The sequence below is a fragment of the Actinomadura macra NBRC 14102 genome (assembly GCF_001552215.1).
Taxonomy (GTDB): Bacteria; Actinomycetota; Actinomycetes; order Streptosporangiales; family Streptosporangiaceae; genus Spirillospora; species Spirillospora macra.
The window spans coordinates 1-24824 of record NZ_BCQT01000035.1; the positions used below are offsets into that span (position 1 = coordinate 1).

Below are 24824 nucleotides of genomic sequence, written 5' to 3' on the forward strand. Positions count from 1 at the left end.
GCCCGCCCATCCAGATCATTAAGCAACCGGCTCACAGTCGACTCACTGAGCTCAAACCCCAAACCCCGCAGATGCCGAGCCGCAGCCCGCGCCCCCACCGGACCCTCCTGCACACTCATGAACGCCAAAAGCGCAGACTCCATCCCCGACGCATGCCGCACCCTTACCTCCCCATCACCAGGACCGTTGCCGGAACCGTAGGCGTCTTGTCCGCGTATGTCAATAGTGACGAACGTGGGATGGTTATGACACTGTATGGTCGCATCTGACGGATGGAAGGAAGAGGATGAACAGCGACAAACTGGCCCACCATCTCCACATCAGCGCCAGGGATGTGGGTCGGTACGCCCTGCTGCCCAACACCCCTGAGCAGGTGGCCTCGCTCGCCGCGCTCCTGGACGAACCGGAGTTCGTCACCCGAAACCGCGAGTTCGAGACCTGGCGCGGCAAGGTAGGCGGCGAGACGGTCGTCGTGACCTCCACCGGCGTGGGCGCACCGTCCACCGCCCTGGCCGTGGAGGAACTGGCCGCGCTCGGGGTCGACACGATGATCCGGGTCGGTGTGTCGGGCTCGATGCAGCCCGACACCGCCAACGGTGAACTGGCCATCCTCACCGCCGCGATCCGCGACGAGGGGACCACCAAGCAGTACCTGCCGATCGAGTTCCCGGCGACCGCGACCATCGACCTGGTTCTCGCGCTGCGGCAGGCCGCCGAGCGCGCGGGCGCGACGTACAGATGCGGGCCCGCGCACACCAAGGACTCCTACTACGGCGAGACAGAACCCGACCGGATGCCGATGGCTGCCACGCTGAACCAGCGGTTCGAGACCTGGCGCCGCGGCGGCGCCATCTGCTCAGAGATGGAAACCGCCGCAGTGTTCATCGTCGGCACCGTGCTCAACGTACGGACCGGCAGCGTCGTGATGATGTGGAGCCAGGACGCCATCGACACCGGCGACGCCCCCTCCGCCGAGCCGCTCTTCACCACCGCCGTCGACGCGGTGCGCACGATCATCGCCACGGACGCGAGCCCCGTCGCGATCACGCCCCCGGCCCTCGGGGCGTGATGGACTCGGACGACCGATCCGTCGGGGGTCACCAGGGCGCGCGGGTGCACGCCGCGTTCCGCGGGGCGCCGAACGACCTCGGCGAGCGGGACGCGACGTGACCATGAATCGCTCTCACCTGGAGGAGGACGGGGGGTCGTCCGACACGGACGACCAGGCCGCCAGGGCGTCACACGCGCACGGCGCGTTGCGACGACCGCTGGCGGTCCTGGTCGCCGTCGTCCTGGTCGCCGCGAACCTCCGCGTCGCGGTGACCAGCCTCGGCGCCGTACTCGACCAGGCCCGTGCCGATCTCGCGATGTCCACTTTCGCCGCTGCCACCGCGGCGACCCTGCCGGTGGTGTGCTTCGGCGGCGTCGCGCTGGGGATGCCCTGGCTCATCCGCCGCGTGGGCGCGATGGTCGGGCTCGCCCTCGCTCTCGGGCTGCTTCTGATCGGCCTGCTGATCCGTGTCGGCGGCGGTGAGATCACTCTGCTCGCCGGCACCTTCGTCGCCTGCGCCGGTATCGCGGCGGGGAACGTGCTGATCCCGGTGATCGTCAAGATCGAGTTTCCGGGGCGCATCGGCGAGGTGACCGGGGCCTACAGCGCCGCCATGTCCGCCGGAGCCGCGATCGGCGCCGCCGCGACCGTGCCGGTCGGCAGGGTCCTCGGCGGCTGGCGGGGTGGCCTTGCCGCCTGGTCCGTTCTCGCGGCAGCCACCCTCGTGGTCTGGCTGCCGCAGGTACGCCGGGGCACACCCCCGGCCGAACCCCGCGCGCTGAAGACGTCCATGATGCGCAGTCCGGTCGCCTGGGCGGTCACCTTGCTCTTCGCGACGCAGTCGGTGCTCGCCTTCGTCGTGATGGCCTGGCTGCCGACCATCTATATCGACGCCGGCTTCACACCGGACGAGGCCGGCACGCTCCTGGCCGTCGCGCTCCTGGTCGGCGTGCCGGTGTACTTCGTCGTCCCGATCCTGGCGGCACGCCTACGACGGCAGGGGGGCCTCGGTGCGGGGATGACCGCCATCCAGATCGTGGGCCTGCTCGGTCTGCTGTTCCACCCGGCGTCGCTCCCGTGGCTCTGGGCGGTGCTGATCGGCATCGGCGGCGGAGTGTTCCCACTGACCCTGGCGCTGTTCAGCATGCGCACCCGCACCGCGACGGACACGGCCGCTCTGTCGGCGATGGCGCAGAGCATCGGCTACCTCCTCGCCGCACTCGGCCCGTTCACCGTCGGGGTGCTCCGAGACGCCACCGGATCCTGGTCCACACCGGTGTCGCTTCTTGTGGGGATCTGCGTCGTCCAGGCGGTTCTGTCCTTCAGCGCCGGAAGGTCGCGCTTCGCGGGGGAGTCAGGCACCGGGGGCATCGCCCTTGAGCGCCGGCCATGCCAGCAGGGCGTTCCGCACGGGGAGTCCTAGGCCGTCACCCGATTCCCGCACGTCCCGGGAGGAACGGACCTTCGGCCCTGTCGTGCGCGCAGGGTGGGGCGGTTCGCTGGAAGCGAGGAGCCGGGAGGACAGACCATGCGAACACCACACAGGACCAGCTCACCCGAGCAGGTGGCGGACGATGCGCGCCGCGCCGTGGAAGACGCGGTCTGGGCGCCGTCGGTGCACAACACCCAGCCTTGGCGCTTCGGTGTGCGGGGTACGCGCATCAGCCTGCGCGCCGACGCCGACCGACGCCTGGATGTCGCCGACCCCGACGGACGGGAGATGCTCCTCAGCTGCGGCGCCGCACTGTACAACCTGCGGCTCGGGCTGAGGGCGCTGGGCCACGAACCGGAGGTCACCCTGCTTCCCGATCCTGATCGGCCGCACCTACTGGCCGAGGTCGAGATCGGCGCCGGCGAGCCCGCGGACGAGCACGCCCGACGGCTGCACGCGCAGGTGCGGCGGCGCCGCAGCCACCGTGGCGGCTTTCGGCCCGACCCCGTCCCGGCCTCGGTGCTGACGGCGATCCGGCACGAGGCGGAGCGAGAGGGCGGCCGGCTGATCCAAGCGGTCGACGCGCATGTGAAGGGGGCGCTGGCCGCGCTGACGGGCGCCGCCGAGCACATCCAGCGCCGTACCCCTGCCTACGCGACCGAGATCGCGCGATGGGCGCCTTCCCCCGGCACGCGCCGCAGGGACGGTGTCCAGCACGGCTCCTACCCTCAGCATGCTTCGTGCACCCAGCCGCACTTCCCCCCGCGAGACTTCGCTCGGGGCCAGGGATGGGGCGTCAAGCCACCGCAGGACACGGACGGGTCGGGCGGCGATGAAGTGTCGCTGACCGGTGTCGTGGTCTTGCTGGTGACCACCGGCGACGCTCCCGCTGACTGGCTGCGGGCGGGCCAGGCGCTCCAGGCAGTCCTACTGCGAGCTGCTGAGCAGGGCTTCTCCGTGGCTTATCACACCCAGGCGCTTCAGGTGCCCGAGCTGCGGGCCTTCATCCGGACCCACTTCTGCGGCGACGCTCATCCGCAACTCCTGCTTCGGCTCGGGGTACCCGACAGCCAGGAGTTGACCAGCGTCCGCCGTCCGCTACAAGACGTCCTGGTCGAAGAAGCCTGAGGGAGGCGCGGCACGCCCAGTACTGTTCGCCGACCCGGTGCGTCTGCCGGCTTTGGCGATCAGGTCTGGGCCGGGGCGTGCTGTCAACCGGCCGCCGCCCCCGATGGCGCGTCTGCCTAAGGAATCCGGCGGCCGGACACCAGTTCGGGGCTGATGGTGATGAAGTGATCGCGTTCGCCGGGGGCCCAGCTCTGCAGCGGCAGATCCTGGAGGGTGGCGCGGTGGTCGTCGGCGGTCACGAGCCGGGCATGACCGACGACGACCACCGACCAGCCCGTGCGGGTGGTGGCATCGAAGTCATCGATCTCGAAGGCGACGACGGTGTTCGCGGCGGCACGGGCCAGCCTGGACCAGCGCGCGGTACGGATCACCACGTCTCCGTCGTTCAGCACGTAATTGACGGGCTGCACCGCGGGCAACGCGCGGTCCGTGAAGACGATGCGACCAATGGTCGCCCGAGAGAGCAGGGCCTGGCATTGGCGGGAATCCAGGATCTCCAGGCCGCTCTGGTCAACATGCATACCCTCAGGGTTCCCCCGAAAGGGGTGTGGCCGTTAGGGACCAAGGTCCCTGCTTAAGCCCCTGTTTCGGTGTCCTAGGTTCCTCGGGCTGGAAGGTGGGCGTGCCTCGTGATCGGTGTCGGTCACCGAATCATCGGAGCCGATGAGGACATCCGCTGATGCGGCGGCGCCCAGCGTCCAAGACGGGACGGCCTTCGGTCTGACGCTGCGGGGCTCAGAAATGCTCGCAGCGGTCTACGACGAACCTGATGAACTCGCCCTCAGAGAACCGATCAGTGCCGTACCACCACCCCGCGGTGACCAAGGAGGGAATGGTGTAACCGCCGAATGTCGCTTCCCGGTGCACCTCGACACCGAAGGGGTATTCACCGAACCCCTCTTTACTCGGGTCGCCCCAGCGAGGAAGCGTGACCGTGCTTAGAGCGCCGGTCTCGGAAATCGTGAGTGTGACCGAATGGATCTGCCCGGCGATGGTCACGTGGGCAATGGCACGCTCGTCGTCCACCGGCTCCCATCGCACGGACTCCGACAGCGCCGCCGCCGGGACGAGAACGAATTCGCTCGCCAGCCGTCCGGCGGCACTACGCGTGATGTCCGGCCCCCTGGCCGACAGGACGGGGACCGCGCCCAGCAGCCTCCAGCGCATCTCCCCGTCGCCGCCGCTGTAGCGGTCGAAGCCTCCCACCGGCAGGCAGGCGACGCGTGCGTTCGCCGCCCAGATGAAGCCGACCGGCAGCCGTAGTACCTGCGTCGCCTTGAACGGCCACCACGAGCCGAGCCGGATCCGTCCGTGCATGCGCAGCCGGGCGGCCCCGTACAGCGGGCTGCCGGGCCTGATGGCGTGGCACAGCCAGCGGCGGATGGGCGCGGGCAGAGCACCGGTCATGGCCGGCTCGAACGGACGCGGCGCCGCGGTCGGTAGGGCCAGGTCCGCCCAGTCGCGGCGCACCGGACCCGCTGGGCGTGGTGCCGGCTCGGCGAACCATCGAGCCCGGTCGTCCGGCACGGCAGGGCCCTGGGCGGGTCGCGTGCTCATCGGCACCTCCTGTGGGACGCGTCAATCTCCCTTGAGGAAACCACCGCGGCTGATCTCGGGCAGGCGGTCGATGGTCCCCACCGAGACGGACGAACGTCCCAAACCAGGGAAAGTCGGAGCGGAGGTCCCGGCGGTGGCGGGCGTTGATCGGAAGCACTCCGACGGTGCCGTCGTCCTTCGCCCAGGCGATCCGGCCGAAGGGGACGTCCTGAAGCAGAGCCAGGCACGCGTCCGGTAGAGCCGCCTACGTGCGGCCATGGCAGGCCCGTCCTTGTGGTCCCCCGCGGTTTGGCGAACTCGCGGATCGCGCCCCCGACGTGGTGTTGCTGCGTCCGGTGACCGCCTCCCGCACAGGTGCGCCGTAATGTGGGCAGTGCGGTGTGCACACCCAGTAGAGGAGGCCCGGGATGGGCGCTAGGGGCGAGGCGGACCGGTTGCCGCGAAAGGTCTACGAGAAAGAGCTCTTCAGGCTGCAGGCCGAGTTGGTGAAATTGCAAGAGTGGGTACGTACGGAGGGCACACGGGTCGTTGTGATCTTCGAAGGCCGGGACGCCGCCGGCAAGGGGAGCACTATCAAGAGGGTCACCGAGTACCTCAACCCCCGCGTGGCGCGCATTGTCGCGTTGCCCGTACCGACCGAGCGGCAGCGCACGGAATGGTACTTCCAACGGTACGTCCAGCACCTGCCGGCGGCGGGGGAGATCGTGCTGTTCGACCGGAGTTGGTACAACCGGGCCGGTGTCGAGCGTGTCATGGGCTACTGCACCAAGCAGGAGTACATGCGCTTTCTGCACCAATGCCCGATCTTTGAACGGCTGCTGGTCGAGGACGGAATCGTGCTGGCGAAGTACTGGTTCTCGGTCAGCGACGCCGAGCAGGAACGCAGATTTCGATCCCGGTCGGACGATCCGATGCGGCGCTGGAAACTGTCGCCGATAGACATGGAGTCGATCGCCCGCTGGGAGGACTACTCCCGCGCCAAGGACGAGATGCTCGTCCACACCGACATTCCCGAGGCGCCGTGGCATGTCATCGAGAGCGACGACAAGCGGCGGGCCCGGATCAATATGATCGCCCACCTACTGTCGATCATCCCGTACTACGAGGTGCAGCGGCCGCCACTCAACTTCCCGCCCCGTCCGCCGTCGAAGGGCTATGAGCGATTGCCGCGAGAAATGCAGTCCTATGTACCTGACCACGCTGCGACGCTGATGCCCTGATGGTGTGCGGCAAAGGTCAGGGCGGCTCCCACAGGAGAAACGCGTTGATCGTCTCGGCTTGACCTCGCCTCACCGGGAACGCCGCATCGAGCGTCTTTCTGCGTTACCCAGGCCGCACGCGGGGCTGGCCCACGCGCTCAAGCCTGGGCCAGCCGCTCCAGCCTCGCCTCTCCAGCAACTCGATCCGCCGACGGGCCGGCTGTGCGGCGTCGAAGGCCGGCAGTGTCAAAGCGTGTCGGCGGAACGGTTCGTCAGAGCCCATACGGCACGGAGAGTGGGGACCTACGTCCCGCTTTTCGTGCACCGAACGGATCTACGGCCAGGGAACTGCCCACGGTTGATTCAAGGGTGAGAACACCGGCGATACGACGGAAGGTGAGACGGCGATGGCAGTCTCTGAGCACAAGACGCACACCGGCCACGGACATCGAACCCTGGTGCAGATCGTGACGCCCAAACCGCTGACCGAGTCGCCCGCCGCCCGCTACGTCTGGGCCGTCGCCCGGTTGGCGCTCGGCTGGGTGTTCGTGTGGGCGTTCCTCGACAAGACGTTCGGACTGGGACACGAGACCCCGTCGGCGAAGGCATGGATCGAGGGCGGCAGCCCCACCGAAGGTTTCCTGGCGCACGCACCCAAGGGAGTGTTCGCCGATTTCTACAACGATCTGGCCGGGGCTGTGTGGGCCGACTGGTTGTTCATGCTCGGCCTGGCGGGCATCGGTGCGGCGCTGATGCTGGGCATCGGCATGCGGATCGCCGCAGCCGCCGGTGCGCTGCTGCTGGTCATGATGTGGTCGGCCGTGCTTCCTCCCGAGAACAACCCGTTCATGGACGACCACCTCATCTACGCGATCCTGGCCATCGGATTGGCGCTGGTCAGCGCCGGCGACACCCTGGGACTCGGTCGCTGGTGGGCGAACACCCGCCTGGTGAAGCGTGTTCCCGTCCTCAAGTGAACCAGCACACCAGGTCAAGGGCGCTCACCGCGGTGAGCGCCCTTGGCTTCGGTCCGTGTGCGATCGTCCAGGTGGGACGATGCGGTCCAGCGACGCAGATGCCGTCAGGGGCGGGAAGAAAGAGTCGGTAGGCGGGCGATGGTGCGATGAGGCGTGTATCGGCGGCGCTGGAGGTGCTCGGTCGGGCGTTCCCGGGCTTGGACAGGCTGCGGGGCTATCAGCGCTCGTGGTGGCGCCGGGATGTGCTGGCCGGGATCACGGTGGCGGCGTATCTGGTGCCGCAGGTGATGGCCTACGCGGGGCTGGCCGGTCTTGCTCCGGTCGCCGGACTGTGGGCGATGCTCCCCGCGATCGTGCTCTACGCCTTCTTGGGCTCCTCGCAGCGCCTGTCGGTGGGGCCCGAGTCGACGACGGCGCTGATGACGGCGACGGTGGTCGCCCCGCTGGCAGGGGGAGACCCGGGCCGGTACGCGACACTGGCCGCCGCGCTGGCCGTGGTCGTCGGCGTCCTGGCGATCGGAGCCTGGTGCCTGCGGCTCGGGTTCGTGGCCGACCTGCTGTCGCAGCCGATCCTGGTCGGCTACCTGGCGGGCGTCGCCGTGGTGATGATCGTCGGCCAGCTCGAAAGGACCACGGGAGTTCCCGTGGAGGGAGACGGCACCCTGCGTGAGATCGTCTCGTTCCTGCGTTCTCTCGACCACGTGCATGCCGGCACCGTGGTGCTCGCCGCGGTCAGTCTGGTGTTCCTGTTCGCGATGCAGTGGCGGTTTCCGCGCGGGCCGGGACCGTTGCTAGCGGTGCTGCTCGGCACCGCCGCCGTCGTGCTGTTCGGATTGGAGAGCGCCGGCATCGAGGTGGTGGGTGATGTGCCCGCGGGCCTGCCCGGGTTCGCGTTGCCGTCCCAGTACGAGCTGGGCGATCTGGTGCTCCCCGCCTTGGGCGTTCTTCTGGTCGGCTACACCGACAACGTCCTGACCGCGCGGGCGTTCGCCGAGCGCGGCGAGGTACGCAAGGAGGAGATCGACGGGAACCGGGAACTCCTCGCGCTCGGGACGGCGAACCTCGGCGCCGGGTTGTTCCACGGGTTCCCGGTGAGCAGCAGCGGCAGCCGGACCGCGATCGCCGTGGCATCCGGTGCCCGCACCCAGGCATACTCACTCGCCGCCTTGGCCACCCTCGGGTGCGTCCTGCTGTTCCTGCATCCGCTGCTGGCGCGATTCCCGATGCCGACACTCGGCGCGATCGTTATCTACGCGGCGGTCCGGCTGGTCGACGTCGCGGGATTCAGCAAGCTCGCCGCGTTCCGCCAGAGCGAACTGGCGCTGGCCGTCGCGGCGCTCGCGGGCGTACTGGCGTTCGACATCCTGTACGGGATCCTCGTCGCGGTCGGCCTCTCGGTCCTGGACCTTCTCGCCCGCGTGGCCCGGCCGCATGACGCGGTCCTCGGCCGTGTCCCGGGCGTCGCGGGCATGCACGACGTGGACGACTACCCGGACGCCGAGGTCATCGACGGCCTGGTGATCTACCGCTACGACTCGCCGCTGTTCTTCGCCAACGCCCACGATTTCAAGCGCCGCGCCCTCGCCGCCGTCGACCACCACGGGCCCGCGGTGTGGTTCGTTCTCAACGTGGAGGCCATCATCGAAGTGGACTCCACCGGCCTGGCGGCACTGGACGAGGTTCGTGCCGAACTGTCCAGCCGCGGCATCGTCTTCGCCCTTGCCCGGGTGAAACAGGACCTTCTCCACGATCTCCGCACCTACGGCCTCGCCGACAAGATCGGAAACGACCGTCTCTTCCCCACCCTCCCGACGGCGGTCACAGCCTTCGAACGCGCTGTTGCCGGTGCACCCCGACCCAATACACGGCACCCGAACCCGCCCGAAGGCCCTAGTGATTGAGAACGGCGGACCTCGCCGGTCCCGTCCCGCCGCGGTCCGAGGAGTGATCACGGCCGGTCCGTGTTGGAAGCCTTTGCCGGCTAGGGTCGCGGCGGACTGGAACCGGTGCCGGGACGCCGGACGGTGAACGCGCGATCATGCGGTCCGCGTGAGTCAGCCGCCCCCGTTCCACAGGTCCGGGCCGAAGACCTCGTAATGGATGCGCTCGTCCGTGACTCCGGCGCGGATCAGGCCGCGGCGGATCTCGCGCATGAAGGGGATCGGTCCGCACATGAACACGCGGGACTTGGGCGGCAGCGGTAGCGCGGCAACCTCGATCCGCCCTGAACGGACCATCGCGGCGTCGCCCTCCAGAGCGGCCCCGTCCAGCTCCTCATACCAGGTCATCTGTCGGAAGTCGGCCATGTTGCTCCCTGCGGCGGCGACTTGATCCCGCAGCGCATGGGTGCGGGGACTCCGGTCGGCGTGGACGGCGAGGACGGTGCGGCCCGGCCGTACGGCGGCCAGATGGTCGATCATCGCGGCTGCGGGGGTGATGCCGATACCAGCACTGACGAGGACGAGCGGGGACTCCTCGTCGTCCATCACCACATCACCGAACGGCGCGGAGAGCTCCAGCCCGTCTCCGGTGGAGACGTGGGCGACAAGGAATGTCGAGACGGCGCCGTCGGGGGTCCGGCCGTCGCCACGCACCCGCCGTACCGTGATCTGCACCGTGTCATCCGTGGTCCGCGACAACGTGTACTGGCGTGACTGGCGCAGACCGTCCGGTAGCGTCACCGCGACAGAGACATACTGGCCAGGGCGGTGCGAGGGGACCTCACCGCCGTCGGCCGGTGCGAGCACGAGCGAGATCGTGTCCTGCGCCTCATCTCGCCGCTCCACGACTCGCCACGGCCGGTACGGTGCGGTGGGGTCGCACATGGCGTCCTGGTAGAGCCGGGCCTCCTCAGCGACCAGCAGGGTCGCGAACAGCCAGTACACCTCGGACCAGGCCGCGTGCACCTCCGGCGTCACCGCGTCGCCGAGAACCTTGGCGACCGCGTCCAGCAGGTACCGGCCCACGATCGTGTACTGCTCGGGGCGGACACCGAGCGAGGCATGTTTGTGGGCGATACGCGAGAGCATCTGCTGGAACGGCACGGTGGAATCGGCCGTCACCAGGTGCTCGGCGAATGCCACCACCGAGCCCGCAAGAGCCCGGCGCTGCTCGCCGTTGGCCTGGTTGCCCTGGTTGAACAGATTCCGCAATTCGGGGTGCGCCGCGAACATGGCGGCGTAGAACTCGCCGGTGATGCGCGTGCCGTGGGCGGCGACGGCGGGCAATGTGGCCCGCACGATCTCGGCATGGTCGGACGAGAGCATCAGTTGCCTTCTTTCGAGCGCGCCAACGGACGTCGGCGCGCGAGGGGAACAGACCGGTTCGCACGGGCTCGCCTGGACCGGCGAGCAGGGGAGCACCTTCGAGCTCAGGGCATGACGACCGAGTCGGCAGTGGACGTGGTGAACTTCGATCTCCACGGCACAATGGTCACGATGTCGCCTCGGCTGAAGTCAGATCTGGGTGGACGGGGGGCAGCGCCCGATGGGTGAAGGCGATTCGCCGCATCACGGCGCGTAGAGGGTGGCGGCAGTCGTCCTTGTCCAGGATTTCCAGGCCGCTCCGGTCGAGCTGCATGCCTCCAGAATCAGGTGATCTCGCTCAGGTACGTCAGGGACCAAAGTCCTGGATTTGATGCCTCTTGTACCTCCTCATCTGGGGAGCACGACGCTGCGAGCCCGCCGATGTGTCACCGAGTGAGAGCCCGAGACTCGCCGCTGACCGTCCTCCACACGTGGGACTTCTCGATGCCCGGTAACCGGGGGAGGGGCCACGAACCGTCGTCGTCGGCATGGACGGTTCCCCGGCGTCCCTGGCCGCATTGGCGATGGCCTTCGCTGAGGCCGACACGCACGGCCTCGGCAAGCGGCTATCCCTCGGCGACATCGCGCTACAGGCGACCGGTCGGCGAGGTGGATCGGACCGAGTTTCGTGGCAGTTGGATCGGCTCCGCCTTTCACGAGGCGCTCCCTTCCAGCAGCTGGCACGGGGGTCAGCTGCCATCGGACTACTGTTGCTCCGCATGACGCATGCCGAGATCGAGATCACTGCGGACTTGGTGCGGGATCTGCTGCGCGACCAGCACCCCGACCTGGCCGATCACCCTGTGAGGCTCGGCGCGCGTGGCTGGGACAACCAGCTGTGGCGGCTCGGTGACGACCTCGCCGTCCGACTGCCCTGGGCGACGCAGTCCGCGGACGCGCTGCTGCGCAAGGAGCACACCTGGCTGCCCGCACTTGCCCCGCGCCTTCCGTTGCCGGTTCCCGTTCCGCAACGCCTCGGCGAGCCCTCGGCACGGTTTCCGCGACCTTGGATCGTCACCACGTGGGTGCCGGGGACGCCTGCTGACCGCGCCCCGATCACACGCGGTGCGGAGGCGGCCACCGCCCTGGCTGCCTTCCTGGCGGCACTTCACCAACCTGCCCCCGAGCAGGCGCCCGCCGGTCGGGGCCGCGGAGGGCGGCTGGCCGACCATTCCGAGGGTTTCGCCAAACAGCTCGCATCGGCCACCGAGCTGGGGCTCATCCCCGACCCCGACGCCGTCCGCGCGGTCTGGGAAGACGCCGCCGCCGCGCCCGACTGGGCCGGCCCAGCACTCTGGCTCCACGGCGACCTGCATCCGGCCAACGTCCTCATCGCGGACGGCACCATCTGCGGCGTGATCGATTTCGGTGACCTCTGCGCCGGCGATTCGGCCTGTGACCTCGCTGCCGCTTGGACTCTGTTGCCGGACGACACCGTCGACCATTTCCATGCCGCCTACCACCCGGCTCCGGACGCCGCGACCCTGCGCCGCGCCCGCGGCTGGGCAGTGGGCCGTGCCCTCACCGGCATCCTCATCGGAGATGCCGGTGTCCACGGTCGGCCCGGCGGCAAGCCCACATGGGGCCCACCAGCCCACGCCGCACTGCGACGCCTCATCGCGCCTCATCGCTGATCGATCGGTTTCCCCGCGCGCCAGAAGACCGTCGCACAGGTCCTAGCCATGCCGGCATCCGCTCGCCTGACATCCCTCAGTGACCTCCCTACGGCTGATCAGCAAGTTCGTTGGACGACCCGGGCAACGATGAGCCTTGGTGGAACCGGCGCTCTGAGTGAGTGATCACCTCCGAGGACGAGCTGATCGAGCAGCTCGTCTCACCCTCCGGGAAGGAGACAGCACATGGCCTCACTCGTACTGAAGTCGTGTTCTCGAACTCGCTCACGTCCGCCGGCTGGGGCGAGACGACGATCGCCGCCGGGAACCTGGCCGAAGCCATCACGCGGCTCAAGCAGGAGTGCTCCGACGGATACCTGCTCGCCCGCGGCGGGGCACGGTTCGCCCGATCGCTGGTCGAGGCCGGCTTGATCGACGACACCCGGGACGTCCTGGACTTCCTGATCGCCTCGCACCTGCTGGCCAAGCCACGGACAACGGCGCGGCACGTCGCCTCGGCGATGGAGAACCTGATCGGCGCGCCGCAGGCAGGCGACCGGAGACCACCTCGTCTCGGACGCGTGGAACGAGATCGGACGGGTGGCGCCGCGCGAGAAGTCGCCCGCGGCGGTCGTGGTGACCGAATTGGCGGCTGTTTAGCGGGATGTGGAGGAGTTCAACGTGGAGAGGATGCGGGTAAGGCCGGCTAGGTCGTCCGCGTCGAGTGCGGTAAGCGCCGAGGGCGGGTCGGTGAGGAACCTTCGGGCCGTCTCGGCCGCCTTCAGTCCGGCGTCGGTGAGGTGGACGAGCTTGCGGCGGTTATCGTCGGGATGCGGACCCCTCCGGACGAGTCCGCGTCGTTCGAGCTGGTTCACGGCGATGGTGGCGGCAGAGGGGTCGACGTCGGCGGTTTCCGCGATCTCGCGCAGTGTCATCGGGCCCTGGGCGAGTCTGATCAGTACCCCTGCCCTTTTCGGACCGAGGTCCATCTCGGCCCGCAGAGCCCGATGGCGGCCCTCGGCGGTGACGAAGGCCTGCATTTCCGCCCAGGCCTGTGCCGCCAGGGACGGTGCCTCCGAAACGCCGCCGGCGCTGGTCCTGCCGGGCTCCACCGGGTCAGGGTACGTCGGCTCGGAATTCGTGAGCTCGGAGTTCAACGGGGCTCCTCCACCGTGTGTGTACTCAGTTGCCGGCCGCTTCGTCCGGCCTGGGCGCGGGCCCACCGCCCGGTCGAGATCAGGCCAAGCAGAACGGTCACGATGCCGCTGCCGGCCAGCACGGCCATGGCGGTGTGACTCGATGCGACGAACCCGGCCGACCCTCCCGCGACGATCGAACCGCACACCGCCACGCCGATCACGGCACCGGTCTGGCGGCACGTCGAGGCGATCGCTCCGGCGACCCCGGCCTGGTCGCGTGGCATCCCTGACAGGGCGGTGTTGGTGATCGGGGTGCCGACCAGGCCGAAGCCGGCACCGAACAGCAGATAGGCGAGCACGAGGTACCAGGCCCCGGTGTCGCGCCCGATGAGGACGAGCAGGCCGCTTCCCGCAGCCAGCAGCAGTCCGGCCAGCACGAGCGCCAGCCTAGGGCCCCGGGCGGCCACGATGCGCCCCGAGACCATGGCGCACGCCGCCAGTGCGGCTGCCATCGGGATGGTGAGCAGGCCCGCGCCCAGCGCGCTGTAGCCGCGGACGTCCTGCAGGTAGAGGGTGTTGAGGAACAAGAACCCGCCCAAGGCCATGAAGGCGACCAACGCGATGACCGCCGCCCCCGAGAACGCCGGGCTGCGGAAGAACCGAACGTCCACCAGTGGCCCGGCACGCCGGGACTCGTGCACGACCAATCCGAGCACCGAGACGGCGCCCAGGACGAATAGCGCGCTGATCAACGGCGAGCTCCAGCCGTACCGGGGTCCCTCGATGACGGCGGCGGTGACGGGGCCGAGGGCGGTGACGACGAGCAGTTGGCCGAGGGGGTCGAACCGCTTGCCGCGCGCTGCTCTGGACTCGGGGACGAATCTTCGGGTCAGGTAGATGGCCAGGGCGCCGACCGGCACGTTGACCCAGAAGATGGAGCGCCACCCCAGGCCGCTGACCAGCAGGCCGCCGAGGACGGGACCGCTCGCCCCGCCGAGACCCGCCACCGCTCCCCACGCCCCCACCGCGCGAGCGCGTTCCTTGGGGTCGGTGAAGGTCGTCGCGATGATCGACATCGCGACCGGGTTCAGCATCGAGCCGCCCACCGCCTGCAGCGCGCGGAAGACGATTAGGGCCCCCAGGGAGGGCGCAAGGCTGCACAGCAGGGAACCGAGTGAGAAGAGCCCCAACCCGACCTGGAACACCCGGCGCCGACCGAACCGGTCGGCCACCGAACCCGAGAACATCACCAGGCACGCGATGACCAGCGTGTAGGCGTCGACCACCCACTGCAGGCCACTGACCGGCGCGTGCAGTGCCTTCTGGATCGAGGGCAGCGCCACATTGGCGATCGTCGTGTCCAGCCCCGCCACGACCACGCTCAGGCAGCAGGTCAGCAGCACGACGGTCCGCTCCCTTGACGACAGCGCGCGCGGCGACTCGACAGCAAGACTCACGACCATTGGTATACAACAATTGTTGTGACACAACTATCAAAATCCAACGATTCATGCGGTGCCGCCGGCGAAGCACTGCTCGCGCTGGGCAGCAGGAGCAGACCGGGATGCACATCGCCGGTCAGTTCCGGAACCTCCATGATCCGGTCCGGTCTGCCCGAGCCAGTCAGGGTGTTTGAAAGAGCTTGGTTGCAGAACAACTCTCCGCAGTTGCCGTTGCGGACGAGGTGGTGCACACCTGGTTCGCGTGGTTCCCCGGCGCGCCGGCGTACGACGAAGCCCCGCCGGAGACTCTCCGCGTCGCGGAGCCGGCGGTCAGGCATGCCGGAGCTGATCCGCCGAGGCGAAGCCGATGCAGGAGCTGGGCCGGACCGAACGATCGCAGCACTGTTAAATGCGTTGCGGGGTCCGGAACAGGTAGGCATGCTGGGGCGATCGAGTGGCGGCGAACGCTGCCTGGACTAAGGAGGGCTGACGGATGGCCATCACTGCGCTGCGGCATGTCCGCATCAGTCCCACCCCTTTGTTCAGGAGCACACCCGTTGTCTTCCGAGTACGAACTCTCTGTTCCTCACTCTGACCTCGACTCCCGCCGGTCCAACTCCACTGGTGACGAGCCTCGACAAACTCCGGCCGATGCCTTCGACTTCGAGTTCCATACGGTCGACGAGAAGCTGGGCCCGGATCAGCGGTGGTCCACCTGGCTGGACGTCGAGCGCGGCTCCCGCGGCCCGGAACCACGCCCTTCGTGGGTCGTGACGGAACAGGCTGCGATCGATACTGAGCTCGGCGTTCTCAAAACCGGCAAGGAAGCAGACGTCTTCCTGCTCGAACGGGCCGTAGAAGCCATCGGCGACAATCCGGCGAAGTCCTCGCTGCTGGCTGCGAAACGGTATCGCACCGAGGAACACCGGTCCTTCCACCGCAGTGCGTCGTACGTCGAAGGCCGCCGTACCCGCAACAGCCGCGACAGCCGGGCAATGGCGAAGAAGACCGCGCACGGCCGTAATGTCGCGGCCGGCCAGTGGGCGTACGCCGAATGGGACGCACTCAACCGGTTGTGGAAGGCCGGCGTCCCGGTGCCGTATCCCGTGCAGGTGGACGGCACCGAGCTGCTGATGGAGTTCATCGACGACGGCGAGGGGGGTGCCGCGCCCCGGCTCGCCCAGGTCCGGCCGTCGAGGGAGTCGCTCGGCGTGTACTTCGAGCAACTCCGCAACGGCATGCGTGAGCTGGCCCGCGCAGGGCTCGCGCACGGCGACCTCTCGCCGTACAACGTCCTCGCGCAGGCCGAGCGGATCGTGATGATCGACCTGCCCCAGGTCGTCGACATCATCGGCAACCCGAAGGGCATGGACTTCCTGATGCGCGACTGCCACAACATGGCCACGTGGTTCACGAGCCGCGGGCTTGAGATCGACGAACACGAGCTGTTCGCCGACCTGCTCACGATGGTGTTCTGATCGCGCGGGATCGCATCACACCTGTGCGCGTTCGTCGGGATCGCTGTGACGGCCATGTGACCGTCTCGCCCGTACGCTGGCGTTCCGGATCGGTGGCGGACACAGGCGGTCGGGAGGGACGGATGAGGGTCCTGGTGGTCGAGGATCAGGTGCGGCTCGCCGATTCGGTGGCGCGGGTTCTGCGGCGTGAGGTTCAGGGCCTCACCCTCGGAGCGGACGACTACCTGCCGAAGCCGTTCGCCTATCCCGAGCTCGTGGCGCGCATTCGGGCGCTCGGCAGGCGTTCCCAGCCTGCCGTGCCGCCCGTCCTGGTGCACGGTGACCTGGCCCTGGATCCGGTAAGGCGGGTCGCCACCCGGGCCGGGACGCGACTGACTCTCAACCCCAAGGAACTGGCCGTCCTGGAACATCTGCTCGCCGCGCAGGGCCGGGTGGTCTCCGCCGAGGAACTTCTGGAACGGGTATGGGACCGGGCAACGGATCCGTTCACGACAACGGTCAGGGCCACCATGAACCGGCTGCGGTCGAAGCTCGGTGAGCCGCCCGTCATCGAGACCGTGGCCCGGGCCGGCTACCGGATCTGAGCTGAAAAGAGGAAGTCTCGTGGGCCTGACGTCCCACATCTCCGGCATGCGGGTCCGGCTGCGGCTCACCCTTCTGTACGGACCGCTCTTCCTGCTCTCCGGCGCCGTTCTGTTGACCATCACCTATCTTCTGGTCTCACACAGGAGGACGAACGTCGAGTCGTCCACGCTCAGCAGGTCTCCGTCCCTAGCGCCACGGCACGCGTCACGCTTCCGAGCGCTGGTGCGGGTCGGCCTGGGCGGCCGGCTCACGCACCGGCCTACCGGCCTACCAGCTCTCCGGCGGCGAGCGCCAGCGGGTGGCCATCGCCCGTGCGGTCGCGGGCGATCCGGCGCTGCTGCTCGCCGACGAGCCGACCGGAAACCTCGACTCGGTCTCCGGTGCCGGCGTGATGGAGCTGCTGCGCGAGCTGAACGAGGCGGGTACGACGATCCTGGTCATCACGCACGACCGCGAGATCGCCGACGACCTGCCGCGGCAGGTGCCGATGCGCGACGGGCAGCTGACCGTGTCACCCGGCAACACGGCGTTCGGCAAGCGGGCCACGCTGCCCGACGAGTCGGTCGCGATGATCGAACGGATCGGCCCGGTGCGGTCCGCGCGGCCCGCCTGGCACCCACCGAAGCCTTGGCGGCAACCTGACGAGCTTCTACAGTCAGCCTCACCCGGCCGCTGTCGGTCGTCCGGCGTTGCCCCCCGCTGCGCCGGCGCCTCCAGAGACGTTCAGCCAGCAGCTCTCAGCCTGCGTCGTTCCACCCCGCGGTGCTCTTCCGCCCTCTTCCGGTCGTTACTCGGAGGCCAAACCCTCCTCGCAGGCCGACCCCGGCGTCAGAGCACCGCGGCTGATGCTGTCTCCAGCCTTCCGATGGTCAGTCGCTACTGGCCCTTCCGATCATCCTCAGGTCCCTTTCAACTGCTCGGGCGAAATCAGCTGACAGCCTTGCCGAACCAGCGGGAAAGGTGGTCGTCCAGGTCATGCTGATCGTCGCCGATCCAGGCGACGTGGCCGTCGGGGCGTAGCAGGACGCTCGGAAGATCCAGTAGCGCATTCGGATCGGCGAGACAATCGACCCGATCTGACCAGTCGCCGGCGGTCAGGCGTTCGGTGCGGTCCAACAGGAGGCCGCGGCCGCGATGCAGCAGACCGTAGAGGTGGCCCTGTTGCACGTCGATGTCGCGCAGGCGGCGGCCGAGCAGGTCGGGGCCTTCTCCGAAGTCGTAGCGGATGTCGATCGCGGTGATCTTCTCGATCAGACGGCGGTTCACCTCGTCGAAGTCCATCAGTTCGGTGAGCAGCCTGCGCACGGCCTGGGGGCCCGGTTCGGTGGACAGCAGCTCCATCTGGGCGCGGGTGTTGTCCAGCACGTTCTCGGCGACCGGATGACGTTCGGCATGGTAGGTGTCCAGCAGTGTTTCCGGCGCCCAGCCACGGATCTGTGCGGCCAGTTTCCAGCCGAGGTTGAATGCGTCCTGAACGCCCAGGTTGAGGCCCTGACCGCCGGTGGGCGGGTGGATGTGCGCCGCATCGCCGGCCAGCAGCACCCGCCCCACTCGATAACGTTCGGCCAGCAGGGTGGCATCCCCGAAGCGGGACAGCCAGCGCGGGGAGTGCACCCCGAAATCGGTTCCGGCGATGGCGCGCAACTGCTGCTTGAAGTCTTCGAGGTTGGGCGGCTCCGCACGGTCACCGACTCCGGCGGCGGGGACAACGACGCTGTAGACACCTTCACCGAAGGGGCGAAGCCAGAATCGCTTGTGGGTCTCGTGGTTCTCGGCCATCCTGGCGGCGATCTCATCCCGCGGCACACCCACTTCCATCTCGCCCATCAGCGTCTCGGTCCGCGAGGGCTCGCCGAGGAAGCCGACGCCGAGCAGTTTCCGTACCGTACTGCGCCCGCCGTCACAGCCGATGAGATAGCGCGAACGCACCTGTTCACCGTTGGCCAGCTCGACGGTCACCCCCTCGTCGTCCTGCTCGAAACCGGCGACCGCGCAACCATGCCGGATCTGCGCGCCCAGGTCGGTCGCGTGTTCTTCGAGCAGATGATTGATGACCGGCTGCGGGATGCCCAGCAGATAGGCGTGTGCGGAATCCAGGTCCTTGGGTGCGGGCTTGGTGATGGCGGCGAAGAAGCCGCCGGCCGGACGCTGTCTTCCGTGTTGGAGGATACGGTCCAGCAGTCCGCGCATCGCCATCAGCTCGAGACTGCGAATATGCAGGGCGACTATGCGGACGAACGACGCCGGCTCTGTCTCCTTCTCCAGAACGAGTACCCGCACATCGTGCAGCCGCAGTTCGGCGGCCAGCATCGCACCGGTCGGCCCGCACCCGGCGATGATCACGTCGAACATGAGGGGCGCGCGATTCGCGCCGGAGGCCGGTGACCAGGGTTCGGGGACGTCGCCCACGGTGGGGTCGCGGTCGACCGTATCGTTCGACGACGGCTCAGCGGTGAACTGGGAGTGCATAGGTGTTGCCTTTCGGGAGTGCCTTGTTGGCGAGGCGCTCCCGGCGACACCTACGTCAATCGCCCAGCCGTGACGGGAAGGAGGAGCACCCACATCGATACAGCGTTCATGGGGCTCACCTCCTCGGGCGGTGTCACGGTCACCTGCAAGCTACAAGCTCGAGTATCGCCCCGTCCAATACTTTCCCAGCCGCGTGATCACGGCTTTTGGACCCAACGGGCCTGGGGGTTGCAGGGCGATCCGGCGTAGTGGTCCGGCTGACGAGCTGCGCGATGATGACGCTCAGAGAGTCACATCGCACCCGCGCCGCCGCTCGCACCAGCGCGAGCGCGGCGACGCGAGAGCGATGGCGATCATGTCAGCTTCCTGCGGTGTGGTCGAGGATCGCCGGGACAACCGTGTCCCATTGGTGCCGGGGAAAGACCTCGTGGCCGGTCTGGTCCAGGGCGATGAAACGGGCGCCGGGGATCTCCGCCGCGAGCGCGCGACCGTGGCCGATCGGGAAGAGCGGGTCTTCGGTGCCGTGCAGCACCAGCGTGGGAGCGCTGAGGAGGCCGAGCCGCTCGCGCCAGGGCTCGCCCGCGTCGATCACGTACGGGTTCGTGAGCTGCGCGGCGATGTCGGCGGAGCGGTCGACGACGCGCTCGGCCGCCGCGCGCATGCCGTCGGTGTCGAACGGGCGGGAGTGCGCGGCGAAGGGGCGTTCGGCTTCGACCAGATAGTCGATGACCGCGGCCCGGTCGGACCAGTCGGGCTCGGCGGGCTCGTTGGCGAAGAGGTCCCGGATCTCCTGCGACATCTCCGGCAGATCGGGGTGGTGGTGACCGGGACCGCCAGGCGTGGAGGAGGCGAGCGTCAGTGAGGCCACCCGGCCGGCGTGGTCGAGGGCCATGAGTTGGGCGACCGCGGCACCCTGCGACATGCCGACGAGGTGTGCGGCGGGGATCCCGAGCGCGTCGAGCAGCGCGGCGGCGTCGGAGACCAGGTCGCCGAGCCCGTACGCGGGTGACCCTGCCGGGTAGCCGGTCGAGCGGCCCGCGTCCCTGCTGTCATACCGGATCACCTGCCGACCGCCGGCCACCAGCCGGCCGACGAACGCCTCATCCCACGCCAGCAAGGAGTGGCCCGCTCCATGGATCAGCAGGACGGCCGGATCGGCCGGGTCGCCGAACGACTCCACGCACAGATCCACGCCGTTGGCCTTGACAATCCGCTCACTGGTCGACATCGCTTACCTCCAGATAGATACATGAAAGGGATTTCGTGCGCTTCTGTGCGTGACTCGAACGCGCCATTCCTGCGGGAGAGGAATGGTTATGACCTGTTATTCGGCTGTCTTGGCCCGGGTGAGCCTTGCCGCATCGGTGGGAAGGACGTCGTATGCCGGAGCGGAGGTACGGCGACGCAGTGCCGGGGCGACTGCCCGCTGCGCGGTGAACAGCGCGAGCCCGGTCGCCGAGCATGCCGCCCACAACGCGGTTCGTCCAGCGTGGTCGAGCAGCGCGGTACCAAGGAGTGGTCCCAGCACGGCGCCTAGGCTCCACGTGGCTGAGGCGACACCCATGTATCGGCCGCGTAGGTCGGCCGGCGCGAGGTTGGCAAAGGTGGCGCCGAACATGACGGAGACGCCGATCTGGCCCAGTGTCCATACCGATATCGCCCCGGCATGGCCGGCTCCGTTGTGCACGACAGCGCCGAGTCCGCCGCCGACGCCGACCAGCAGCATCGAAACCGCCAGAACCGAGGCCGTGTCGCGACCGTCGAGCAGCCGTACCGCAATCGGTTGGACGACGACGATCACGATCCCGTTCAGGGCGAGCACCGCAGCGTACATCCCCGGGCCGTAACCGTCGCCGGCCATGATGAGCGGGAGAGTCGAGAACGACTGTAGGAACGTGGTGAAGTAGACGACGTGGATCGCCACCATGGCGAGCATCAGCGGATCGCGCAGGAGGGCTGGTAGCAGTGCCTGCCGGGTCGCTTTCGGTATCGACGGACGAGTCTCGGGGACGTGCCGCCACACGATCAGCGCCGCCAGAACCGAGGCCCCTGCATTGATCCAGAACAGGATGCCGTACCCCTGCTGGGCCAGGGCCCCAGCGGCCACTGTCGAGACCGTGAAGCCGAGATTGGCCGCCCAGAAGAGCAGACCAAAGGCACGGACCCGCTCCTGCGCAGGCAGGTCCGCCACGGCAGCCGATCCCACCGGGCGGAAGAGCTCCGCCATCAGCCCGACCCCGAGGGCCGCCGCACAGATCGCCGGCAACGTTTCCGCCGAGCCGAGCGCGACCAGCGCGACGGCCGTGCCCAGGAATCCGAGCAGCATGGTGTGGCGGCGACCGATGCGGTCGCCCAGCCAGCCGCCCAACAGCTGCGATCCGATGTCTCCGACGCCGACCGCCGCGACCACCGCCCCGGCCGTTGTCGGCGCGAGTCCCCGCTCCTGGGTCAGATAGAGCACCAGGAACGACCGCGCCACCCCTCCGGCCCGACTCACGAAGTGAGTCGCCGTGAGCGCCCACACCAGGCTCGATCGTCTCAGCCTCACCTGAGGCCGTCGGGGCTCGATCGCCAGCGTGATGGGTGCCTGCGTGCCGTGGGTCGTCATGTCCACGACGTTAGATCCGCGTTCACATCGAGAAAAGCGATTGTTTTCGATCAAGGCGATCGCTATCAGCTATACTTCACTCGTGGTCGATGTGGAACTGCGGCACCTGGCGACGATGGCGGCCATCGTCGAAGAGGGCACGTTCGGGCGGGCGGGCGCGCGGCTCGGGTACACACAATCGACGATCAGTCAGCAGATCGCCGCGCTGGAGAAGTCCGTCGGCGGCCCGGTGTTCGAGCGGCCGGGCGGTCCGAGGCCGGTACGGATCACGCCGCTCGGCGCCGTGGTCCTCGAACATGGACGTGACCTGCTGGCCAAGGCCGAGGCGCTGGCCGATGCCGTCGAGCGGTTCAAGGCCGGCGACGGTCGGATCGACATAGGCACGTTCCAGAGCGTGTCCAACGTGATCCTGCCGTCAGTCGTGCGTCGACTGCGTGACGAGCACCCCGGTTGCGAGATCAGGCTCTCCGAGGTACCCGAGGATCCACAGATGGGCGACCTGGACCTGCTGTTCTACGACCGGCAGGTCGACGGCGACGTCGAGCACGTCAGGCTGCTCGACGATCCCTACCTGCTGGTGACCCGGCCGGGCGACTTTCCCGACGGCCCGGTACCTCTGAAGCGGCTCGATGACAGACCGATGGTGGGCTGCCACCCAACATGCGACCAGGCGTGGATGGAGCGGGCGCTCATCGATGCCGGTGCTCGACCGCGGATCGTCTTCCGCTCCCCAGGTAACGAGACGATCTTGTCGATGGTGCGAGCCGGGCTGGGATGGGCGGTGTTGCCGCGGCTCGCCCTCCACGGATCCGACGCCCGGTCCGACGACCGGCTCAGCGTCCACGAATTGCGGCCGACACCGACGCGCGGGATCTACCTCCACTGGCCGGCCACCTCTTCCCAGTCCCCGTTGGCCCTACAGGCGATCAAGATCGCGACCGAGATCGCAGCGGAGGTTTCGGCTGACCTGACCGAGCGGCCCCGGCCGCGCACAGCGGACCATAGCTAGCCAAGTATTCGCTGGGCAGAGACAAGGTCGTCGGGCTCGTCGCTTGCTATCGAGCCTCCTGAAGGTGTTGGTGTGTGCCAGGGAATGAGTCATTCCCTGGCACACACCGGTCGATCGCATGGCGGTTGGCGGTGGGTCATCCAGGCGCTGGGGTTGGACGGCCCACCGTCGGGCCTCCATCCTCGCAACGTCGGGCCGGTTGCTCAGTGGCCGGGTTCTTCCGGTGCCTTGCGGGGCATCAGAGCGACGATCGGAAGGCTGAGGGCGGTGACGGCCAGAACGACGATGAGGCTGACTTTCATCGCCTGGTCCAATCCGGAGTTTGCGGCCTGGAAGAAGATCGAGGCAACCGCGGCCGAGCCGATCGCTGAAGCGAGTTGCTGGATCGAGCTGAGCGAGCCGCTGGCACTTCCGGCCTCCTCAGGGCTCGCGTCACCGAGAGCGACGGTAGGGATCGTGGCGAAGCACAGGCCGACGCCGATGCCGGTGACGAACAACGCCGGGGCCAGCGCCCAGAGACCGAGGTTCGTCCCGGAGTGATCGACGAGGGCCAGGACCCAACCGCAACCGGCGAGCATGACGGCGAGGCCGAGGAAGACAAGGGTGCGGCCGAGCTTGGCGACCAGTCCACCCATGGCGGCGAACCCCGCGGCGATGAGTCCCAGGGTGAGCGGTACCAGGCCGAGCGAGGTGTCCCGCGGGCTGGCGTGCAGCCCCTCCTGCAGGAACAGCGACAGCACGAAGATCAGGCCGGTGCCGGCGGCGAAGACGGACAGGCCCACGAGCATTCCGGAGGTGAAACCCCGGTTCTGCAACAGCGTGGGCGTGATGAGCGGGTGGGTTGCGGTGCGCTGACGGTAGGCGAAGGCAGCGAAGAACAGCAGGCCGGCGAGGATCGAGGCGGCGGGGACGGCGCTCCAGCCGTTGGTCGAGCCCTCGATCAGGCCGTACAGCAGCCCGATCATGGTCACGGCCAGCAGGCCGAGCCCCACCCGTCGACGTCGGTGGACCGGTCGCCGTCGTCGTCACGCGGCAGGAGCTTGGCGGCCATGACCAGCCCGATGCCGCCAAGGACGAGGTTCGCGAGGAAGATCGGGCGCCAGGACAGACCGAACAGGTCGGCGCTGATGATGAATCCGGCCAGGACCGGGCCGCCGACGCTGGAGACTCCGAGAACCGGGCCGAACAGCCCGAACGCCTTGGCGAGCATGTCGCGGTCGAACGCCTTCATCATGATCGCCATCCCCTGCGGTATGAGCAGGGCCCCGAACGCTCCCTGAGCAACCCGGGCGGCGATGAGCAGGGTCGGGTCGGGTGAGAGCCCGGCGACCGCCGAGGCCAGGGTGAATCCGCCGATGCCGATCAGGAAGAGCCTGCGTTGGCCGAACTTGTCGCCCAGCCGTCCGCCGACCACGAGCAGGACGCCCATGGCGAGCATGTACGCCGTTCCCAACCACTTGATCAGACCCTCACCGCCGTGGAGATCGCGGGCGATGGTGGGGGCGGCGATGTTCGTGATGGTCGCGTCGATGACGTCGAGGGCGTCGGCAAGCAAAACCAACCCCAGGATTGCCCACATCCGGCGACTGGAGCGGTGTGTAACGACTGTGCTTGGCTCCGTCAAGGCAGTCATGAGGAACGTCCTTCCCTTACCCCGTGGCGCCCCTTCTGGGCGGCCTCTCACCTCCACTACGAACGCCCCTGGCGCGATCCGACACCGCCGCACAATTTCGTTGAGATCTTCTGCCGCGTGTGTCGTTGGCAAGCCGGCCGCAGTGATGCGAAGGCGCCCATGCACGCTTCGACGCCGAACCGGAAAGGGCCGGCCGGCA

Annotated in this window: 22 protein-coding genes; 12 read left to right on the top strand and 10 right to left on the bottom strand. The window is 68.5% G+C overall.

Annotated features, from left to right (window positions below; genetic code table 11):
* Positions 1-286 precede the first annotated feature (286 nt).
* The 3 genes from AMA02S_RS38830 (at position 287) to AMA02S_RS38840 (ending at position 3611) form a co-directional block, all read left to right on the top strand.
* Entirely contained in the window at positions 287-1069 is a 783-nt protein-coding gene (locus tag AMA02S_RS38830; RefSeq protein WP_067469850.1) for a nucleoside phosphorylase, read from the top strand.
* A 103-nt stretch (positions 1070-1172) separates the two neighbouring features.
* Complete coding sequence (locus tag AMA02S_RS38835) at positions 1173-2474, top strand: MFS transporter (RefSeq protein WP_067469853.1); 1302 nt, start codon at positions 1173-1175, stop codon at positions 2472-2474.
* Between the two features lie 105 nt (positions 2475-2579).
* Positions 2580-3611, top strand: coding sequence for an Acg family FMN-binding oxidoreductase (locus AMA02S_RS38840; protein WP_067469855.1), 1032 nt, complete (start codon positions 2580-2582; stop codon positions 3609-3611).
* A 116-nt stretch (positions 3612-3727) separates the two neighbouring features.
* Here the strand turns inward: AMA02S_RS38840 and AMA02S_RS38845 are convergent, their stop codons facing one another.
* Both AMA02S_RS38845 and AMA02S_RS38850 read right to left on the bottom strand, forming a co-directional pair.
* Complete coding sequence (locus AMA02S_RS38845) at positions 3728-4132, bottom strand: pyridoxamine 5'-phosphate oxidase family protein (RefSeq protein WP_067469858.1); 405 nt, start codon at positions 4130-4132, stop codon at positions 3728-3730.
* A gap of 214 nt (positions 4133-4346) precedes the next feature.
* Positions 4347-5168, bottom strand: a complete 822-nt coding sequence (locus AMA02S_RS38850) for a DUF6544 family protein (RefSeq protein WP_157431136.1) — start codon at positions 5166-5168, stop codon at positions 4347-4349.
* Positions 5169-5575: 407 nt separating this feature from the next.
* Here AMA02S_RS38850 and ppk2 point away from each other — a divergent pair, with 407 nt between their 5' ends.
* From ppk2 to AMA02S_RS38865, 3 genes are all read left to right on the top strand, one after another.
* Positions 5576-6388, top strand: a complete 813-nt coding sequence (gene ppk2, locus AMA02S_RS38855; protein WP_067469864.1) for a polyphosphate kinase 2 — start codon at positions 5576-5578, stop codon at positions 6386-6388.
* A 386-nt stretch (positions 6389-6774) separates the two neighbouring features.
* Complete coding sequence (locus AMA02S_RS38860; protein WP_084266051.1) at positions 6775-7344, top strand: DoxX family membrane protein; 570 nt, start codon at positions 6775-6777, stop codon at positions 7342-7344.
* Positions 7345-7490: 146 nt separating this feature from the next.
* The gene (locus AMA02S_RS38865) at positions 7491-9245 is read left to right on the top strand and encodes a SulP family inorganic anion transporter (protein WP_067469867.1); all 1755 of its coding nucleotides are present in this window, start codon (positions 7491-7493) and stop codon (positions 9243-9245) included.
* A 153-nt stretch (positions 9246-9398) separates the two neighbouring features.
* Here the strand turns inward: AMA02S_RS38865 and AMA02S_RS38870 are convergent, their stop codons facing one another.
* A complete protein-coding gene (locus tag AMA02S_RS38870) occupies positions 9399-10610 on the bottom strand; it encodes a globin domain-containing protein (RefSeq protein ID WP_067469870.1) in 1212 nt (403 codons plus the stop codon).
* A 758-nt stretch (positions 10611-11368) separates the two neighbouring features.
* Between AMA02S_RS38870 and AMA02S_RS38875 the strand changes: the two genes are divergently transcribed.
* Positions 11369-12283 carry an aminoglycoside phosphotransferase family protein gene (locus AMA02S_RS38875; RefSeq protein WP_067469873.1) on the top strand — a complete coding sequence of 305 codons (915 nt, stop codon included), beginning with the start codon at positions 11369-11371 and terminating at the stop codon, positions 12281-12283.
* Positions 12284-12444: 161 nt separating this feature from the next.
* Positions 12445-12972: a dihydrofolate reductase family protein gene (locus AMA02S_RS38880; RefSeq protein WP_067469876.1), complete on the top strand. Its 528-nt coding sequence runs from the start codon at positions 12445-12447 to the stop codon at positions 12970-12972.
* Here the strand turns inward: AMA02S_RS38880 and AMA02S_RS38885 are convergent.
* Both AMA02S_RS38885 and AMA02S_RS38890 read right to left on the bottom strand, forming a co-directional pair.
* Positions 12919-13419 carry a MarR family winged helix-turn-helix transcriptional regulator gene (locus tag AMA02S_RS38885; protein ID WP_084266052.1) on the bottom strand — a complete coding sequence of 167 codons (501 nt, stop codon included), beginning with the start codon at positions 13417-13419 and terminating at the stop codon, positions 12919-12921. The two genes, AMA02S_RS38880 and AMA02S_RS38885, sit on opposite strands and share 54 nt — an antisense overlap.
* A complete protein-coding gene (locus AMA02S_RS38890) occupies positions 13416-14858 on the bottom strand; it encodes an MFS transporter (RefSeq protein ID WP_245668032.1) in 1443 nt (480 codons plus the stop codon). The genes AMA02S_RS38885 and AMA02S_RS38890 overlap by 4 nt, the downstream gene beginning before the upstream one ends.
* Before the next feature lie 542 nt (positions 14859-15400).
* Here AMA02S_RS38890 and AMA02S_RS38895 point away from each other — a divergent pair.
* The 3 genes from AMA02S_RS38895 to AMA02S_RS45330 all read left to right on the top strand — a co-directional run bounded on the left by AMA02S_RS38895 (position 15401) and on the right by AMA02S_RS45330 (position 17888).
* Positions 15401-16321, top strand: coding sequence for a serine protein kinase RIO (locus AMA02S_RS38895; RefSeq protein ID WP_067469882.1), 921 nt, complete (start codon positions 15401-15403; stop codon positions 16319-16321).
* Between the two features lie 122 nt (positions 16322-16443).
* Positions 16444-16905: a response regulator transcription factor gene (locus AMA02S_RS38900; RefSeq protein ID WP_067469885.1), complete on the top strand. Its 462-nt coding sequence runs from the start codon at positions 16444-16446 to the stop codon at positions 16903-16905.
* A gap of 299 nt (positions 16906-17204) precedes the next feature.
* Positions 17205-17888 carry a hypothetical protein gene (locus tag AMA02S_RS45330; protein WP_218005275.1) on the top strand — a complete coding sequence of 228 codons (684 nt, stop codon included), beginning with the start codon at positions 17205-17207 and terminating at the stop codon, positions 17886-17888.
* On the opposite strand, the gene rox is transcribed toward AMA02S_RS45330, so the two are convergent.
* From rox to AMA02S_RS38920, 3 genes are all read right to left on the bottom strand, one after another.
* Complete coding sequence (gene rox, locus AMA02S_RS38910; protein ID WP_218005281.1) at positions 17834-19258, bottom strand: rifampin monooxygenase; 1425 nt, start codon at positions 19256-19258, stop codon at positions 17834-17836. The genes AMA02S_RS45330 and rox overlap by 55 nt on opposite strands.
* Positions 19259-19733: 475 nt before the next feature.
* A complete protein-coding gene (locus AMA02S_RS38915; RefSeq protein ID WP_067469894.1) occupies positions 19734-20603 on the bottom strand; it encodes an alpha/beta fold hydrolase in 870 nt (289 codons plus the stop codon).
* A gap of 96 nt (positions 20604-20699) precedes the next feature.
* Positions 20700-21983, bottom strand: a complete 1284-nt coding sequence (locus AMA02S_RS38920; protein WP_067469949.1) for an MFS transporter — start codon at positions 21981-21983, stop codon at positions 20700-20702.
* Here AMA02S_RS38920 and AMA02S_RS38925 point away from each other — a divergent pair.
* Positions 21967-22992, top strand: a complete 1026-nt coding sequence (locus AMA02S_RS38925; RefSeq protein ID WP_218005276.1) for a LysR family transcriptional regulator — start codon at positions 21967-21969, stop codon at positions 22990-22992. The two genes, AMA02S_RS38920 and AMA02S_RS38925, sit on opposite strands and share 17 nt — an antisense overlap.
* Positions 22993-23195: 203 nt before the next feature.
* Here the strand turns inward: AMA02S_RS38925 and AMA02S_RS43725 are convergent, their stop codons facing one another.
* Together AMA02S_RS43725 and AMA02S_RS43730 are read right to left on the bottom strand one after the other, a co-directional pair.
* Entirely contained in the window at positions 23196-23984 is a 789-nt protein-coding gene (locus AMA02S_RS43725; RefSeq protein ID WP_218005277.1) for an MFS transporter, read from the bottom strand.
* Positions 23960-24571, bottom strand: coding sequence for an MFS transporter (locus AMA02S_RS43730; protein ID WP_218005278.1), 612 nt, complete (start codon positions 24569-24571; stop codon positions 23960-23962). The genes AMA02S_RS43725 and AMA02S_RS43730 overlap by 25 nt, the downstream gene beginning before the upstream one ends.
* Between the last annotated feature and the right edge of the window lie 253 nt (positions 24572-24824).

Bases quoted from the DNA above. Each gene is read 5' to 3' on its own strand.
- AMA02S_RS38830 (WP_067469850.1), top strand. From the start codon at position 287: ATGAACAGCGACAAACTGGCCCACCATCTCCACATCAGCGCCAGGGAT.
- AMA02S_RS38835 (WP_067469853.1), top strand. From the start codon at position 1,173: ATGAATCGCTCTCACCTGGAGGAGGACGGGGGGTCGTCCGACACGGAC.
- AMA02S_RS38840 (WP_067469855.1), top strand. From the start codon at position 2,580: ATGCGAACACCACACAGGACCAGCTCACCCGAGCAGGTGGCGGACGAT.
- AMA02S_RS38845 (WP_067469858.1), bottom strand. From the start codon at position 4,132: ATGCATGTTGACCAGAGCGGCCTGGAGATCCTGGATTCCCGCCAATGC.
- AMA02S_RS38850 (WP_157431136.1), bottom strand. From the start codon at position 5,168: ATGAGCACGCGACCCGCCCAGGGCCCTGCCGTGCCGGACGACCGGGCT.
- ppk2 (WP_067469864.1), top strand. From the start codon at position 5,576: ATGGGCGCTAGGGGCGAGGCGGACCGGTTGCCGCGAAAGGTCTACGAG.
- AMA02S_RS38860 (WP_084266051.1), top strand. From the start codon at position 6,775: ATGGCAGTCTCTGAGCACAAGACGCACACCGGCCACGGACATCGAACC.
- AMA02S_RS38865 (WP_067469867.1), top strand. From the start codon at position 7,491: ATGAGGCGTGTATCGGCGGCGCTGGAGGTGCTCGGTCGGGCGTTCCCG.
- AMA02S_RS38870 (WP_067469870.1), bottom strand. From the start codon at position 10,610: ATGCTCTCGTCCGACCATGCCGAGATCGTGCGGGCCACATTGCCCGCC.
- AMA02S_RS38875 (WP_067469873.1), top strand. From the start codon at position 11,369: ATGACGCATGCCGAGATCGAGATCACTGCGGACTTGGTGCGGGATCTG.
- AMA02S_RS38900 (WP_067469885.1), top strand. From the start codon at position 16,444: ATGAGGGTCCTGGTGGTCGAGGATCAGGTGCGGCTCGCCGATTCGGTG.
- rox (WP_218005281.1), bottom strand. From the start codon at position 19,258: ATGTTCGACGTGATCATCGCCGGGTGCGGGCCGACCGGTGCGATGCTG.
- AMA02S_RS38915 (WP_067469894.1), bottom strand. From the start codon at position 20,603: ATGTCGACCAGTGAGCGGATTGTCAAGGCCAACGGCGTGGATCTGTGC.
- AMA02S_RS38920 (WP_067469949.1), bottom strand. From the start codon at position 21,983: ATGACGACCCACGGCACGCAGGCACCCATCACGCTGGCGATCGAGCCC.
- AMA02S_RS43730 (WP_218005278.1), bottom strand. From the start codon at position 24,571: ATGTGGGCAATCCTGGGGTTGGTTTTGCTTGCCGACGCCCTCGACGTC.